This is a genomic window from Streptomyces sp. NPDC027962 (assembly GCF_055566095.1).
The window spans coordinates 25259-40217 of sequence record NZ_JBVHTA010000027.1; the positions used below are offsets into that span (position 1 = coordinate 25259).

The 14959-nt window shown below is 68.9% G+C and carries 16 protein-coding genes and 1 pseudogene; 10 read left to right on the forward strand and 7 right to left on the reverse strand.

Going from position 1 to position 14959, the window contains the following annotated elements:
* Positions 1–167: 167 nt before the first annotated feature.
* Both ACZ4SA_RS23765 and ACZ4SA_RS23770 read left to right on the forward strand, forming a co-directional pair.
* Positions 168–1784: an N-acyl-D-amino-acid deacylase family protein gene (locus ACZ4SA_RS23765; protein WP_468277854.1), complete on the forward strand. Its 1617-nt coding sequence runs from the start codon at positions 168–170 to the stop codon at positions 1782–1784.
* 203 nt (positions 1785–1987) lie between these two features.
* Positions 1988–2095: pseudogene (locus ACZ4SA_RS23770) on the forward strand (mycothiol transferase); the annotation flags it as partial.
* Between the two features lie 79 nt (positions 2096–2174).
* Here the strand turns inward: ACZ4SA_RS23770 and ACZ4SA_RS23775 are convergent.
* Both ACZ4SA_RS23775 and ACZ4SA_RS23780 read right to left on the reverse strand, forming a co-directional pair.
* Positions 2175–3053, reverse strand: coding sequence for an endonuclease/exonuclease/phosphatase family protein (locus ACZ4SA_RS23775; protein WP_468277857.1), 879 nt, complete (start codon positions 3051–3053; stop codon positions 2175–2177).
* A 282-nt stretch (positions 3054–3335) separates the two neighbouring features.
* A complete protein-coding gene (locus ACZ4SA_RS23780) occupies positions 3336–3464 on the reverse strand; it encodes a hypothetical protein (protein ID WP_468277860.1) in 129 nt (42 codons plus the stop codon).
* Between the two features lie 705 nt (positions 3465–4169).
* On the opposite strand from ACZ4SA_RS23780, the gene ACZ4SA_RS23785 reads away from it, so the two are divergent.
* Complete coding sequence (locus tag ACZ4SA_RS23785) at positions 4170–4793, forward strand: collagen-like triple helix repeat-containing protein (protein ID WP_468277862.1); 624 nt, start codon at positions 4170–4172, stop codon at positions 4791–4793.
* Positions 4794–5437: 644 nt separating this feature from the next.
* Here ACZ4SA_RS23785 and ACZ4SA_RS23790 read toward each other — a convergent pair.
* Positions 5438–6712, reverse strand: a complete 1275-nt coding sequence (locus ACZ4SA_RS23790; protein WP_468277864.1) for a glycosyltransferase — start codon at positions 6710–6712, stop codon at positions 5438–5440.
* Positions 6709–7293: a tetratricopeptide repeat protein gene (locus tag ACZ4SA_RS23795; protein ID WP_468277866.1), complete on the reverse strand. Its 585-nt coding sequence runs from the start codon at positions 7291–7293 to the stop codon at positions 6709–6711. The genes ACZ4SA_RS23790 and ACZ4SA_RS23795 overlap by 4 nt, the downstream gene beginning before the upstream one ends.
* A gap of 796 nt (positions 7294–8089) precedes the next feature.
* On the opposite strand from ACZ4SA_RS23795, the gene ACZ4SA_RS23800 reads away from it, so the two are divergent.
* Entirely contained in the window at positions 8090–8338 is a 249-nt protein-coding gene (locus tag ACZ4SA_RS23800) for a chaplin (protein WP_468277868.1), read from the forward strand.
* A gap of 80 nt (positions 8339–8418) precedes the next feature.
* Here ACZ4SA_RS23800 and ACZ4SA_RS23805 read toward each other — a convergent pair whose 3' ends face one another.
* Positions 8419–8919, reverse strand: a complete 501-nt coding sequence (locus ACZ4SA_RS23805; protein WP_468277871.1) for a DUF5949 family protein — start codon at positions 8917–8919, stop codon at positions 8419–8421.
* Between the two features lie 321 nt (positions 8920–9240).
* Here ACZ4SA_RS23805 and ACZ4SA_RS23810 point away from each other — a divergent pair, with 321 nt between their 5' ends.
* Positions 9241–9555 (forward strand): hypothetical protein, encoded by a 315-nt coding sequence (locus ACZ4SA_RS23810; RefSeq protein ID WP_468277874.1) that lies wholly within the window; start codon positions 9241–9243, stop codon positions 9553–9555.
* Positions 9556–9648: 93 nt separating this feature from the next.
* Complete coding sequence (locus ACZ4SA_RS23815) at positions 9649–9948, forward strand: hypothetical protein (protein WP_468277876.1); 300 nt, start codon at positions 9649–9651, stop codon at positions 9946–9948.
* A gap of 192 nt (positions 9949–10140) precedes the next feature.
* Here the strand turns inward: ACZ4SA_RS23815 and ACZ4SA_RS23820 are convergent, their stop codons facing one another.
* Complete coding sequence (locus ACZ4SA_RS23820) at positions 10141–10794, reverse strand: vitamin K epoxide reductase family protein (RefSeq protein WP_468277878.1); 654 nt, start codon at positions 10792–10794, stop codon at positions 10141–10143.
* Positions 10795–11018: 224 nt separating this feature from the next.
* On the opposite strand from ACZ4SA_RS23820, the gene ACZ4SA_RS23825 reads away from it, so the two are divergent.
* Both ACZ4SA_RS23825 and ACZ4SA_RS23830 read left to right on the forward strand, forming a co-directional pair.
* A complete protein-coding gene (locus ACZ4SA_RS23825; protein WP_468277880.1) occupies positions 11019–11429 on the forward strand; it encodes a rodlin in 411 nt (136 codons plus the stop codon).
* 286 nt (positions 11430–11715) lie between these two features.
* Complete coding sequence (locus ACZ4SA_RS23830; protein WP_468277883.1) at positions 11716–11949, forward strand: chaplin; 234 nt, start codon at positions 11716–11718, stop codon at positions 11947–11949.
* 112 nt (positions 11950–12061) lie between these two features.
* Here ACZ4SA_RS23830 and ACZ4SA_RS23835 read toward each other — a convergent pair whose 3' ends face one another.
* Positions 12062–12853 (reverse strand): putative protein N(5)-glutamine methyltransferase, encoded by a 792-nt coding sequence (locus ACZ4SA_RS23835; protein ID WP_468277886.1) that lies wholly within the window; start codon positions 12851–12853, stop codon positions 12062–12064.
* 364 nt (positions 12854–13217) lie between these two features.
* Here ACZ4SA_RS23835 and ACZ4SA_RS23840 point away from each other — a divergent pair, with 364 nt between their 5' ends.
* The gene (locus tag ACZ4SA_RS23840; protein WP_468277888.1) at positions 13218–14429 is read left to right on the forward strand and encodes a pyridoxal phosphate-dependent aminotransferase; all 1212 of its coding nucleotides are present in this window, start codon (positions 13218–13220) and stop codon (positions 14427–14429) included.
* Between the two features lie 80 nt (positions 14430–14509).
* Positions 14510–14896, forward strand: coding sequence for an SCO4983 family protein (locus ACZ4SA_RS23845; RefSeq protein WP_468277891.1), 387 nt, complete (start codon positions 14510–14512; stop codon positions 14894–14896).
* Positions 14897–14959: the final 63 nt, after the last annotated feature.

Below are 14959 nucleotides of genomic sequence, written 5' to 3' on the forward strand. Positions count from 1 at the left end.
TGGAGTGCCCCTGGACGGGCTGAAGCTGCCCGGCAACTTCAGCCCCGCCGGCGTTCGAGGCGCGGGAGGCCGGGGGGGCGGAGCCCCCGGTTCGGGAAAGGGGCGGGGCAGGGGAACGGCCCCGCGCAGCGGCCCCACCCCGCCGCCCACCCCCGAAAGGCGACCCCATGGACCTCGTCATCCGCGACGCCCGCGTCATCGACGGCACCGGCGCCGCCTCCTTCCGCGCCGACGTCGCCGTCGAAGACGGACGTATCAAAGAGGTACGCCGAGAGCGCTCCGGCCCCCGCCCCACCGCCCCCGGCGTGCTCGACGCCGACGGCCTCGCCCTCTCCCCCGGCTTCATCGACATGCACGCCCACTCCGACCTCGCACTCCTCCGCGACCCGGACCACTCCGCGAAGGCCGCCCAGGGCGTGACCCTGGAGGTGCTCGGTCAGGACGGCCTGTCGTACGCGCCGGTCGACGACGCCACCCTCGGCGCCGTACGCAAAGCCGTCACCGGCTGGAACGGCGACGGGTCCGGCATCGACTTCGACTGGCGCACGGTCGGCGAGTACCTGGACCGGCTCGACCGCAACTTCGGCGGCCGGGGCATCGCGGTCAACGCCGCGTACCTGATCCCGCAGGGCACCGTCCGCATGCACGTCATGGGCTGGGAGGACCGGCCGCCCACCGGCGCCGAGCTCACGCGCATGAAGCAACTCGTGGCGGAAGGGCTCGAGCAGGGCGCGGTCGGCATGTCGTCGGGGCTGACGTACACCCCCGGCATGTACGCGGACGACTCCGAACTGGCCGAGTTGTGCCGCGTGGTGGCCGCCCACGACGGCTACTACTGCCCCCACCACCGTTCTTACGGCGCCGGGGCGCTCCAGGCGTACGAGGAGATGGTGAACCTCACCCGCGAGGCCGGCTGCGCCCTCCACCTGGCGCACGCCACCATGAACTTCGGCGTGAACAAGGGCAAGGCGCCCGATCTGCTCGCGCTGCTCGACTCCGCCCTGGACGCGGGCGCGGACATCTCCCTCGACACCTATCCGTACACGCCCGGCTGCACCACGCTCGTCGCGATGCTGCCGGGCTGGGCGGGCGAGGGCGGGCCCGACGCGGTGCTGGCGCGGCTGCGGGACGAGGCCACCGCGGAGCGGATCCGGCACCACCTGGAGGAGACCGGTTCCGACGGCTGCCACGGCGTGCCGATCGAGTGGGACACCATCGAGATCTCCGGCGTGAGCAATCCCGCCGTCGCGGGACACGTCGGGCGGACGGTCCGGCAGTCGGCCGACGAGCGCGGCGAGGCGCCCTGGGTGACCGCCCGGCGGCTGCTGGTCCAGGACCGGCTCGGCTCGACGATCCTGCAGCACGTCGGCCACGAGGAGAACGTGCGGCAGATCATGCGCCACCGGGTCCACACCGGCGGAAGCGACGGCATCCTCCAGGGCGACAAGCCGCACCCACGGGCGTACGGAACGTTCCCCCAGTACCTCGGCCGCTATGCGCGCGACCTGGGCATCCTGTCACTGGAGGAGACCGTCGCGCACCTCACGTCGAGGCCCGCCGCCCGCCTGCGGCTGCCCGACCGGGGCCTGGTCCGTGAGGGCTACCGCGCCGACCTGGTGCTGTTCGACCCTCGGACGGTGGCGGCGGGCTCGACGTTCGAGACACCCCGCACGCTGCCGGTGGGCATCCCGCACGTGCTGATCGACGGCCGGTTCGTGATCGAGGACGGGGTCCGTACGGACGTGTTGGCGGGCCGCGCCGTGCGGCGTGAGGCCTCCACGTAGGAAATGCCCTTTCGCCGGGCTGACGCCTGCAGACATCCCCGCTCTTCCACCTCCGAGGACCAGGGCCAGTTCCGTCAGTTGCTCGATTACAGCGATCACCTCCTCGAGCATGGTGGCGTGTTGTGGCAAAGCCGAGATTTCGTGCTGAGGATCGGCCGATTCACCCAGCGTTGCGGTCGCCGGCGGCTGAGAGTGGCGCAGCCGCCTGGTCGCCGCCGGAGACCCTGGGCGTTCGGCTGGTGAGCGTCATCGCCGACGATCTCCAGCACGCCGATCAGGCGGCGTCCGTCCGCGGCGTGCCCGAACGACGCCGACCGGCATGTGGCGCCCGGGGCCCGCCCCCGGGCACCAGGCCGTGCGCCTGCCGGCAGCAGGCGGCGGGCGGGCCTGTCAGCCGGAGCGGACGGTGAAGTCGAACCGCACCGTCTGCGGAGTGTGGTCCGACAGCGGCGTTCCCTCAGGGTCCAAGAAGTCCTCGTGCTCATTGTCGTAGGACGTGGCCTGCAGGGTCACTTCCCCGCCACTGCGGTAAAGGATCTTGTCGATGACCTCGCACTCGACGGCGTACTTGCACGTGGGCGCGTCGTCGTCCACCCCGGGTGTCGTACCGCCGTTGACGAGTCGCACCCAGGCATCGGTGAGGCCGTTGTCGTCACGGAACTGACGAATGCTGTCACCGGAGCGGGTGTAGCGGCTGTTGGTGTCGCCCATCACGATGACGGCCCGGCCGGCGGAGTGCTTCTTGATGTAGGCGGACAGCTGGGCGACGTTGTCCCGCCGTACCCGCAGGTGCTTCTTGGTGCCGGAGCCCGCGTTCATGTGCGCGTTGTAGAGGTCGAGCGAGGCCCCGCCGGGCAGTTCGAGCCGAAGATGGGTGAAGCCCTTGGGTGTCAGGCAGTCCGGGCCCGTGCACCGGTTCCAGGTGATCCGGTCGAGTTTCCTGAGCCGGTGGTCTGACAGGGTGTTGAGCCCGTCCGAGAAGGGCACGCCGGGCACCCACACGGGCACGGACGGGGGTGTCCGGTAAGGATGCTCGTCGTGTTTGATCAGGTCGGCGTGGTAGGCGAAGTCCTCCTGGACGTTGACCACGTCGTAGAGATTGATGCGTTTGGAGATCTTCTTCGTGTTGACGGCGGGACTGCCGCCCGACAGGGGCTCCGGCAGGCCTGCGACGTTGTACGTCAGCACGCTGAAGGTTCCGTTGGTGACGGACGGTGCGGCCTCCGCGGGGGCGGAACCGCACAGGGCCAGGCTGGTGCTGGCGGCCACTAAGCCGGCGGCGATCGGTCTGCTCCTGCCGGCCTTCGATTGCCCGGACACATCTCTGCCCTTCTCTCCGGGAGTTGGGACGCGGACCGCGCCGGTCTCCCGGCCCTCGGCGGTCGCAGCCACCTGCGTGACGGCCCGAGGGGTGGTCGAGACGCGGCGCCGCGGGGCGACGACGATACCCGCGGGCCCCGGCCGATGCCAGAGCGCGAGGCGCTACGGCTTGCCGATGCCCTCCGCCCGGCCCCACTCCTCCCAACGGGCACGGTGGCGCTCCCGCCACGCTCACAACCGTCGCGCCACGAATGGCCGCAGCAGCGCGGCGGCTGTCACCACAACGACGACGCCGTCCGCCTGGCCGCCTCGGGCGGCCACAGCCATCTCGACGGCGTCGGTGACCAAGGACGCGCGCATGGGACGCCGTGGGCGCCCCGGTGCCGACCGTCTTCGAACAATCCGACGCCGAGGCGGTCCACTCCCGATGACGCACGCCCCGGCCGCGCTCGAGGCCGAGTAAGGCCGGAAAGCAGCCCACTTGTAGTGACCCAGCACGACCTGCTCGGGTCCATCGTGTTCCCACGAGATCTCGTGCCGGATCTGATCCGGCAAACCGCGGAACGGCTGAACCAGGAGATCGCCGCCGCAGAACAAGGAATGGACCGATGCCCGCCGCTGCAAGGACCGGGAAGACCTCGCCAAGGCCTGTCTCCACCCGATCGACGGAGATACCGAAGACCCCGGCCTGCCGACCGAACTCCCTGCCCGGCCTGAATTCGGTCAACGAGTGGCATTGGCTCCGCCACTCACGCGGACGTGTCGTGCCTTGACAATCCCGTTGGAACGCATACCGGTGCGCGCGACATTTCGCGGCCGCTCGGGTGATCCTCATCCGCGACACGGGCCGGCTCGTGATCATTCGGCGCCGGGGAGTGAAGGATGTCCCTGTCCGTGGCCTTGGGCGACGTGACACGCAGGCGAATCAAGCGCACTTAAGAGGTGGGCACGCTTGCGGTGTGGTCACTCCAGTTCCGTGAGGAAGGTTCTCTTGTGAGCCGTAAAACGATCCGCAGTTCCCGCATGAAATCCGCAACGCTGGTTTCGGCGGGAACCCTTGCCGTTGTGCTCAACGTTGTCCCGAGCACAACGGCCGTCGCCGACGCGATTCAGCGATCCGGCACCGAGCACAGCATGGGGCTGCCGGGCCCCAACGGCGCTACCAGCGCCACCAGCGTCGACCGCGACCGCGGCCCGAAGGGCGACCGAGGCCAGAAGGGCGACCGAGGACCGCGGGGCTTCCAGGGCCCGCAGGGCTTCCAGGGCGCGCCGGGTGTGCCGGGCGAGGAGGGCCCGCAGGGCTTCCAGGGCGCGCCGGGTGTGCCGGGCGAGGAGGGCCCGCAGGGCCCGCAGGGCCCGCAGGGCGTGGCCGCCCTTGACGTCTACATCGTGGAGGGTGAGCCCGCGGCCGTCGATGAGGGGACGCTTGTCGGCCTCACCTCTCTCGAGTCCAGCGCTGCGTGTATCGGCAACGACGTCGCCACCGGCGGTGGCTTCAACACCACGGGATCCCTCGTGGACCTGGCCCCCGTCACCGGCACGCTCAACGTCACGCAGAGCACGCCGACACCCATCACGGACGGCGCACTGCCCACCGGCTGGCAGGCTGCTGCCGATCTCAGCCTGACGGTGCCGCTCGGCTCGGAGGGTTCGTTCACCGCCTACGCCATCTGCCATGACGTGGAGTAACATCCTGTGTCCGGTGCCGCGGTAGCGGCGTACGGCTGGAATGAACAATGGGTGCCCCGGGGCTTCGGCCTCGCGGGCACCATCCACATTCCCCGTTTCGGAAGAATTGATCTGGAGCTCCGGACGGGAATGCCGGGCACAAAACCGTCGGACAACCGTGCGCGTCCCTGTGGCCGACAGGGTGGGATTCATCGGTTCGGAATTCGTCCGGCGATGGTGGGTTCGGATCCGGCCCCGCGGATCACGGTCTTCGGCAAACCCGCCTGTTCCGGGGTCGAGGAGAATCCGGCGTCCGTGGCGCGGCACTCCGGCCACCGGTTCGTCCCAAGTCCTCCTCGGTTCACGTTGGCGAAAGACAGGGGGCACCCGGGGCCGGACACGACGAAGGCGCCCGGCCGGAGCGGTGAGCTCGGACGGGTGCCTTCGTCGTGTCAGGAGGGAAGCTGAAGCGTCGGCGTGGTCACGAGGCCGGCTTCGTCCCACGCCCGCTCAGGCGCCGGAGGCCGAGGTCCGAGGGCATGCGGCCCGCACCATGTGGAACCTCGTTCATGACTGGTGGGCGATGCTCCCCGAGGAGAGCCGCAGCCTGGCCGCAGCGGATGCGGCGATCCGGCAGGGCTGCAAGGAGATCCTCCGGCTCGGTGTCAAACCAGCAGCGGTCCACCGCAGCGGGCAGCGCCCTCCTTCACCGCGATGAGGTTCGCCACGACGTACGAGATGTTGTTCTTGGAGTGCCAGTCGGTCGGGTAGTAGGTGACCAGCCGTGAATTCTGGAACCGGGCCTGGATCTCGGGCACGAAGGTCCGGTACTGGTTGTCCGTGTAGTACCAGAACGAGTTCTCGTTGTAGAACGCGACGTGCGTCGGATCCTGGTACGCGCCCCGGCCGTCGGCGCTGGGGGTCATGGTGAGGAGCATGCCCCCGGGCGCCAGCAGCCGGTACAGCTCGTTGATCAGCGGCACCTTCGCGGGCACGTGCTCCAGGAAGTCCACCGCCCGCATCAGACCGACGGAGTTGTCGGGCAGGTCCAACTTCCCCGGCAGTGTCGCGACGATGTCGACGCCCTCTCCCGGGTACTGGTCCACCCCCAGGTAGCCGGGCGGCTTCCGATGGGCCGCACCGAGGTCCAGCGCGTACAGTCCGCGACGCTGGGTCCAGGCCAGCGCGTTGGCCTCGATGTACTTGTCGTACAGGGCGACCGTCTCACGCTGGATGTGTGCGTTGACCTCCGGGTCGCGCTGTGTGTTCGCGGGGTGGATCCGCTGGAGGTACAGGCAGCGAGGAATGTGGTGGAAGTCGCCGACATGGAAGAGACGGCACATCAGGTCCTGGTCGTCCAGGACCGTACGGGTGGCGTCGTACCCGCCGACCTTCTCGTAGGCATCCTTGCGGAACGCCCGCACGTGGTTGGGCGCGTACCAGATGTACGAGACGTTGTGCGGCGTCGGAGCCATGGACATGGCCTGCATCAGTCGGCGGCCGTCGACGTCCACGTCTTCGTACTTCCAGCCGTGCGCCTCGTTGAAGCGGGTCTCGTCGCGCTTTCCTTCCTCGGTGATCTGCGCGGTGTTGCTGTAGGCGAGAACGGCGTCGGGATGAGCGTCGAATGCTTCGGCGAGCTCCGCCAGGCAGCCCTTCGCCAGCAGATCGTCGTGGTCGAGTTCTACGAGGATCTCGCCACGCGCCAGTTCACAGGCCCTGCGTTTGGCCGCCCCGACGCCGTGGATTTCGTCCGCGATCTCCACGCGGACACGCTCATCTGGGTGCTCCGGCCGCCATCGGGCGCCGTTGTTGAGCAGGACGATCCACTCCCAGTCCGCGCAGGTCTGCGCCTGCAGGGACGCCAGGCACTCATCAAGGAAACGCGGCCTGTGGCTGGGAGTGAAGACGGAGAACCTCGGTGTCGCAGTCGACGTCATCTGGTGGCACCTGCTTGGCTCGTTGACGGTGATGGGCTGACGGAATCCTGGAAGGATTCCGGAACGAGAGAGTGCAGCTTGGGATCGATCGCAACGGCACGACGGAATGCGTCCTCGGCCTCGTCGTCGCGACCTTTCTTCGACAGGGCCCGACCGAGGCGCAGATAGGCCGTGGATGCCTTCGGGTCCGCGGCGACAGCACGCTTCAGGAGCGCGACAGCCTGGTCGGGATCGCTCGACTCGAACAGCACTGCCTCATTGAAGAGGGCAGACGCATACGTCGGATCGATCTCCAATGCCTTGTCATAGGCCTCACGCGCATCAGCCGTCCTGCCGTCCTGCTGTGCGATGACCCCCAGGTTGTACCAGGCCAGTTTGTTGTCCGGATTTAGCTCCAGAGCACGCCTGAAGGTACGGGACGCCCCGGAGAAGTCCTGGTACTGCGACTGCGCGAGGCCGGCCTGCACAAGAGCCTGCGCCTCCGAAACGGCCTGGGTGGCTGACTTGCCCTCGGATTCCGGGTTCGCGGCCGGCTGGGAAAAGACCGCCCATGCCGTCACCCCAACGGCGACCATCGCCATTGCGGCGAGCCCTGTCCACAATCGACTACGTTTCACTTGGTCACATCTCATGGAGTTGGTGGGGAAGGGACGGATCCGGCTGGTGCCAGGTGGCTGACACAGGGTCTCGAGAGCGGTGCCGACGAGATCGGAGTCCGAAACCCCTTCATTGTCACCAAAGTTGCGACGTGACCGTTGTGACATCACCCGTTGTCGGGAACTTGGGCCACACATACCACCCGAACGTACGCATCAGAGCGCGGCTCGTGAGAAGCGGATGTTGCGAATCCCGGCGCACCACAAGGTGCTTGGACAATCTCTTTTCTCATTCGTCCGCTGATAATCCAGCATCGTGATCGGCGAGTGATGTCGCCGTGGTCGAATGCCCATCCGATGAGCAACGTGAAACCGGTTGGCGTCACGACCAGTTCGCCGACCTCGAAGGGCAGCTGACAGAGGGGTGGGAGTGAGCGTCCATGACGACAACTCGACGCCACCGCACCTTGGTTGGGGACACCAGGCGTGGGCAGGTCCGAAAGTCCTTCGATGTGCTGCGGGGCTGCTGCCCACCTCGCCCCTCCCCGGGTCACGCTCGCCATGAAGTGCGGAGGCCTCGGCGACGAGGGCCGGCGCCGCCGGTCGATGCCACCCTCGGCATCGGCCCCGGTGCCGTCCGGCCGCCTCCCGTGCAAGGTGCCGACAAAACCGTCGGTGTCTGACTTTGCAGTGATCCGTTACCAGCGTCCGCTTTCTGCGTTGAACGGGACGTCCAGGCCGCAACACTGCGGCCGTCTCGTCGTCTTGCAAGGAGAAGTTGATGTCGCGTATCGCGAAGGCTGCCGCCGTTGTCGCCGGGACGGGTGCCATCCTCGTCGGCGGTGCCGGCATGGCCGCCGCCGACGCCGGAGCGCTCGGTACGGCCGCCGGTTCCCCGGGTGTCGCCTCGGGCAATGTCGCCCAGGTCCCCGTCCACGTGCCGGTCAACCTCTGCGGCAACGCCGTAGACGTCGTCGGGCTGCTCAACCCGGCCTTCGGTAACGGGTGCGCCATCTCCGACGGCGCCTGAGCACCGGACGGCGGATGAACGCTGCGGCCTCCCCTGCGTAGTGCAGGGGAGGCCGCAGTCCGTAGGAGCCCGTCGGGCTGTCAGCGTCGCAGCTGGGACACCGGCAGCAGGACGTGGGCCGTGGCGTTGAGCGCGTCTGCGTCGCCGAGGTGCGCCCGCAGCGTCTCCTCGGTGACGGGCGCGTCGGGCTCGGCCTCCGGCCACGCGCGTCCGGAGATCATGAAGTGCACATGGCCCCGCCGTTCGGCGGCGGCGAGCCACTCGTCAGGGACGCGGCACTGGGCGTTCATGTAGGGCATGTTGACGACGGCCTGCCCACCCTGGACGAGCAGCTGGATCGGGGAGACGCCTTCGCCGGTGTGGTCGTGCATGACGTCACCCGTGGTGAGACCGAGCTCTTCGATCATCGCCATGGAGGCGGCGGACGCCGCTTCCCCGCCGCCGGTGCCGTCGCCGAGGGAGTATGCGATCAGATACGGCGTGTCGTGTCCCTGGGCCGGGTCACCGGTCCAGGCGAGCAGGGCGAGGGTGCCCAACTCGGCTCGGTCGACGGTCGTTTTGGGGGGCTTGGCTGTGGTCATGGCTCGGCACCCTAGTACCCTGCCGCCTCCCGGCCGCTGCACCATTCACCTGCCCGGGTGAACGGGCTCCGGGCCGGAGCCGGTTGTCGCCTTCTTGGCCAACTGCCAACGCCCGTCCTGCGGGCGGCGAACCTCGCCGAAGCAGGTGCCGCCGACGTCGCCTTTTCGCCGACGCCTGCGGCGGACTCACCACGCTGAGCGACGGGCTCGAAAGGCCGTTCCTGCCGTACCCCAGCGTTCCCGCGTGGCAGTGACCTCCGGTACCGCGTGCGCGTTGGCCGCAGCATGGCAAGGACTACCGCTCCGGCTCGTTGGCAGCGCGTGCAGACGAGACCGGAGCCCGCACAGCCGGCGACGCCGCCCGGCAGCAGCCCCATCTACGACCAGCTGACCCGCGAGTGGGCGGCGGCGGGCCGGACCATGCCGGGCCGGCCGGACGGGGAATGGACACGGCTCATCCTGTTCCCGCCCCCGTCGGTGGAGGAACAGCAGATCCGTCCCACTCCCCCGCCGCCGCGCCGGGGCTGGCTCCACGACCGGCACACCGCCTGGGCCCCACCCGACGCCGGGCGCCGGCCACTGCCGGCAACGGCCAACGGCCCCGGCCCTGGCGGGCCATGGCCGGGCAACGCCTGATTCCACCCGTCGACGAGCAAAGGTGTCCCGTACGAGGACGGCTCGTTACGCCTGTCGACGGCGGGAAGCACCGCCGGGAAAGGAATACGAAACATGAAGTACTCGAGGGCCGCTGTCATCCTTGCCGGTTCCGCGGCTGCGCTGGGGGCTGCCGCTCCCGCGTTCGCCTCCCACTCGGCGGGCATGCCCCCCATGAGCCTGAACGGCGGTCTCGGCGAGGTCGTCTCCTCCGTCCCGCAGTGGGAGGACGGCACCGACGCCGTGACCGTCCTCGGCCAGGTGGGCGATGTTGCCACCGACCTGAACAGCGCCAAGAGCAACGCGCCCGAGCAGGTGCTGGAGAGTGCCGCCGCGACCACCCCGATGTTGGGCGGTGTCTCGCTCGGCGGCTGATCCGGCGCTGCCCGCGACGCATCGCGGTCGGCCGAGCGGCAGGGCCGTACGCCCCTCAGCGACATCCCGGACCTCGCGGAGAACGACGACGCCACCCGCTGATCGAAGCGGGAGCCCCGGCGCCGTGAGGCTGCCGGGGCTCCTTTGCGTTGCGCTCCGCCACGCGTGCGCCTGCGCTCACGTACGCGAGGATCAGCTGGTCCAGAAGTCCCACCAACGGGTCAGCACCAGTACACCGACGATCCCGATGTGCAGCACGGGGAGCACCCAGGTGAACTCGCCGAAGAAGCCGCGCAGCGCGGCCGGGGCGGGCAGGATGCCGTTGCGGACGTTGTGCGAGGTCACGTACCAGAGCATGATGATCGTGGCGACCCAGGCCAGACAGCACCACAGGCACAGCGCGTTGATCTCGTACAGCGACTGGTACTGCAGCCAGGTGCAGAAGGCGACGCCGAACCCCGTGCCGGCGTTCACGCCCAGCCAGAACCACCTTCGGTAGCGCGCTCCCGCGAGCAGCGCCGCCCCGATCGCGATCACCATGCCGTAGGCGACGAGTCCCAGCATCGGGTTGGGGAAGCCGAAGACGGCCGCCTGTTCGCTGTTCATGATGCTGCCGCACGACACGACGGGGTTGAGGCTGCAGCCCGGCGTGAAGCCCGGGTCCTCCAACAGTTTGAACTTGTCGATCGTGATGACCCACGCCGCCAGCAGTCCGGCTGCACCGGTGGCCACCAGCATCCAGGCGAAGGCCCGACTCGCGCCGACCGTCCCCCAGCCGGGTTCCCTGACGGCCCGCCGCCTCTCCGCCTGTCCGGCGGACAGATATCCGGTAGACATAATTGTCATATTGAATTCACCGCTCGTTCGGCCCGATGGATTCGTCTATTGTGCCGCAACCGAACGCGGCGCCCGCGACGGGTAATCCATTCGGCGAAACGAGTGAACGCGATACGCCAATGGCCCACATCGGCAGCGTGCAGCATTCGGGTGAACGTCCGAAACCAAACCCCCCGGGTTCCGTTGACCAGGCTGCACCGCGTTCGCGCGTTCAAACGAAAAGGGACAAGTAAGTGATCAAGAAGATTCTGACGACGGCCATGGTCACCGCTTCGATGGTGGGCGCTGGCGCGGCGATGGCCCCGCAGGCTCTGGCTGTCGGCGACGACCAGAGCACCTCCACCGCAAGTGGGGTCGGCGCCACGCAGCACTACGGCAACTCCGCCACCTACGGCACCATGAGCCCGCAGATGAGCCTGATCCAGGGCTCGCTCAACAAGCCCTGCCTCGGCCTGCCCGCCAAGGCCAACCTCGGCTCCCTCGCCGGTGTGGTTCCGGTCGGCGTCCAGGACATCCCGGTCCTGTCGGCCCCGCAGAACCAGCAGTGCGTCGAGAACTCCACCCAGGCCAAGGGCGACGAGCCCCTGTCGCACATCCTCAGCGACATCCCGGTCCTCTCGGGGAACGGCTCCTCCACCCGCTGATCACCGGGCCGAAGGGCTGCCCCCGTCCGCGTCGCGCACGGGGGCAGCTCCGTGCCGCAATGAAAGTCCCGGAATCGGGAATTGTCCCTGCGGATTCCGCGCCCCGAGTTCGGCACGATATCCGTGAGGCATACGAGTGACTTTTCGAACCGGCAGTCGCACAGTGGTTTCCCAGGGGGAACCGATTCGTTACCAGTTACGCGGAGGCGCATGTCTGCATGGCTGAAATGCAGCTTCGCGACACGATGGCCGTACCGCGTACAGCGCCCCTGCTGAAAGGATCGAAATGAAGTACACAAAGGCTGCAGCCGTTGCCGCCGGTCTCGTCGTGGCGCTCGGAACCGCCGCGCCCGCCATGGCTGACGCGGGTGCCCTGGGGGCTGCTACCGGCTCGCCGGGCGTTCTGTCCGGCAACGTCATCCAGCTTCCGGTCAGCGTTCCGCTGAACCTCACCGGCAACTCGGTGAACGTGCTGGGCCTGCTGAATCCGGTGAGCGGCAACACCTCCATCATCGGCTGACACTCCACAACGGCGCCCCCTGGGCGCGGTGGCGGAACGGCCCCGCGGAGCGATCGCGCTCCGCGGGGCCGTTCCGCTGTCCGCTTGCTCGCCCGTGCGGGCCCGTTCCCCCCTATACGGGCCTGGTCCCGATCACCACCGTGGCGTCCAGCTCCTCGTGAACGGCGATACGGGGGCGGAGACCGTGATCGGCGAACGCGGCAACGGTTCGCGGGGCCTGTCGCCGGCTCGTTTCGACGAGCAGCGCCCCGCCGGGAGCCAGCCACCGTGCGGCCCCGGCGCTCACCCGCCGCTGGATGTCCAGCCCGTCGGCCCCGCCGTCCAGCGCGACCCGCGGCTCGTGGTCCCTCGCCTCTGGGGGCAGGAACCCGATCTCGGCGGTCGGCACGTAGGGGGCGTTGGCGACGAGCACGTCGACACGGCCCACGAGCGCTGCGGGCAGGGGGTCGTAGAGGTCGCCCTCGTACACCCGCCCCCCGACCGCCCCGACGTTGCGGCCGGCGCAGCGCACGGCAGTCGGCTCGATGTCGGCGGCGTGCAGTTCGCCGCCGCCGAGCGCCCGCACCACGGCTGCGCCGAGCGCGCCCGAGCCGCAGCACAGGTCGACGACGACCGCCGAGGGCGGGGCGAGGGCGGCGGCACACTCGACGAGGAACTCGGTGCGGCGCCGGGGCACGAACACCCCGGGGTCGACGGCCATGCGTGTACCGAGGAACTCGGCCCACCCGAGGACGTGTTCAAGGGGCAATCCCGCGACACGCCGGTCGGCCATCACGGCGAGCTCGGCGGCGTCACGGGCGGCTGCGATCAGCATCTCCGCCTCGTCCTCGGCGAACACGCAGCCGGCGGAGCGAAGGGTGGTGACGAGGGAGCGGAAGGAGGTGTCGGTCGGTGAAACCGGCATGAAGAGCCTTTCGGGTACTTGAAGGGCACCCTCGCGGTCACCTAGACCCGGTCGACCGCACGGCAAGGAGATGAGGGCACCCGGTCTGCTGCTGCGGAAATGGGGCTCACCTCCCGGGTCGGTCCGTGCACTGCGTGGTCGCACACACTATCGCGTCCGGGACCACCCGTCGGCCCCCTGGGTGACAAGCGCAACAGTCGGATGCCCGCAAGGCGAATCACAGGTTGTCCACCTGTTCCCGCTGCGCATTCCAAGGGCTCTGGGGACCCCAGCCACAGGAAGCCAATAATCCAGACATTCCTGTCGTGTGTGTTGTCGCCGATAACACGAAGCGATCACCACCCGGCACCCGTAAGCTCGCGTCATGCAGGTGATCCAGTCCACGAAGCTCGCAAACGTCTGTTACGAAATCCGGGGCCCGGTCCTCGAGGAGGCGATGCGGCTCGAGGCGGCAGGTCATCGCATCCTCAAGCTCAACACCGGCAACCCGGCCGCCTTCGGCTTCGAGTGCCCGCCCGAGATCCTCGAGGACATCCTCCGCAATCTCAGTGGCGCACACGGCTACGGCGACGCGAAGGGGCTGCTGTCCGCTCGGCGGGCGGTGATGCAGCACTACCAGACCAAGGGGATCGACCTCGACGTCGAGGACGTCTATCTGGGCAACGGCGTTTCCGAGCTGATCCAGATGTCCATGCAGGCGCTGCTCGACGACGGCGACGAGGTACTGGTGCCGGCGCCGGACTATCCGCTGTGGACGGCGTCGGTGTCGCTGTCCGGCGGGACCGCCGTGCACTACCGGTGCGACGAGCAGTCCGACTGGATGCCCGACCTGGCGGACATCGAGCGCAAGATCACCGACCGCACCAAGGCGATCGTGATCATCAACCCGAACAACCCGACCGGCGCCGTCTACGACGACGAGATGCTGCGCAGCCTCACCGAGATCGCCCGGCGCCACAATCTGGTCGTTTGCTCGGACGAGATCTACGACAGGATCCTCTACGACGGCGCCACGCACACCCCCACCGCCGCCATCGCCCCGGACCTGATGGTCCTCACCTTCAACGGGCTGTCCAAGAACTACCGGGTGGCCGGCTACCGGTCCGGCTGGATGGCGGTCTGCGGCCCCAAGGCGCACGCCTCCTCGTACATCGAGGGCCTGACGATCCTGGCCAACATGCGACTGTGCGCCAACATGCCCTCGCAGCACGCGGTGGCCACGGCACTGGGCGGCCGGCAGTCGATCGAGGACCTGGTGCTGCCCGGCGGCCGAATCCTCGAGCAGCGGGACGTCGCGTACGACCTGCTGACGCAGATCCCGGGCGTGACCTGCGTGAAGCCGAAGGGCGCGCTCTATCTCTTCCCGCGGCTCGATCCCAAGGTCTACAAGGTCAAGGACGACCGGCAGATGGTGCTGGACCTGCTGAGGGCCGAGAAGATCATGGTCGTGCACGGCACGGGGTTCAACTGGCCGGAGCCCGATCACTTCCGGATCGTGACGCTGCCGGCGGCACAGGATCTCGCGGACGCCGTGACCCGGATCGGCACGTTCCTGGGCGGGTACGGGCAGCCGTAGCCCCGGGCCCCGACCGGACTCAACTTTAGACTCGTTCCAATGTAGGATGGTCTCCTGACTGTGAGCAGGAGGCCATCCCCATGTACGAGCCGATCCGCACCAAGTCGGTCCACTCGGTGGCCGACGAGCCGCAGTACCCCCACCGCACTCGCGAGGAAGAGCTGGACACCCAGCTCGCCGGGCACCTCTCCGCCCTGCTGGCCGTGACCGACGAGCTCGGTCTCGAGCCGGCCGCGGAAGCCATCGCCGCACAGATCTCGAGGCTGCGCGGCGCCCCGCCGGCCCGCCATGCGGGCCTCAGCGGCGCCGACCCCGCCGATCTGCACCGGCGCGCTCTCGCCCTCGCGGGCCGAGCCCTCGTCGTCGCCGCCTCGCGCGCCGACACCGCCGTCGCGATCCTCTCCGCCGAGCGGATGGACGCCCACACCGCCGCCCTCAAGGACCAGTACCTGGTCGGCGCCCCCTGACGACCCCGGTCCACGGGCCGGGGAGGCGCGTGGACCGGGGCCACCCAGGCAAGGCGAGGCCCG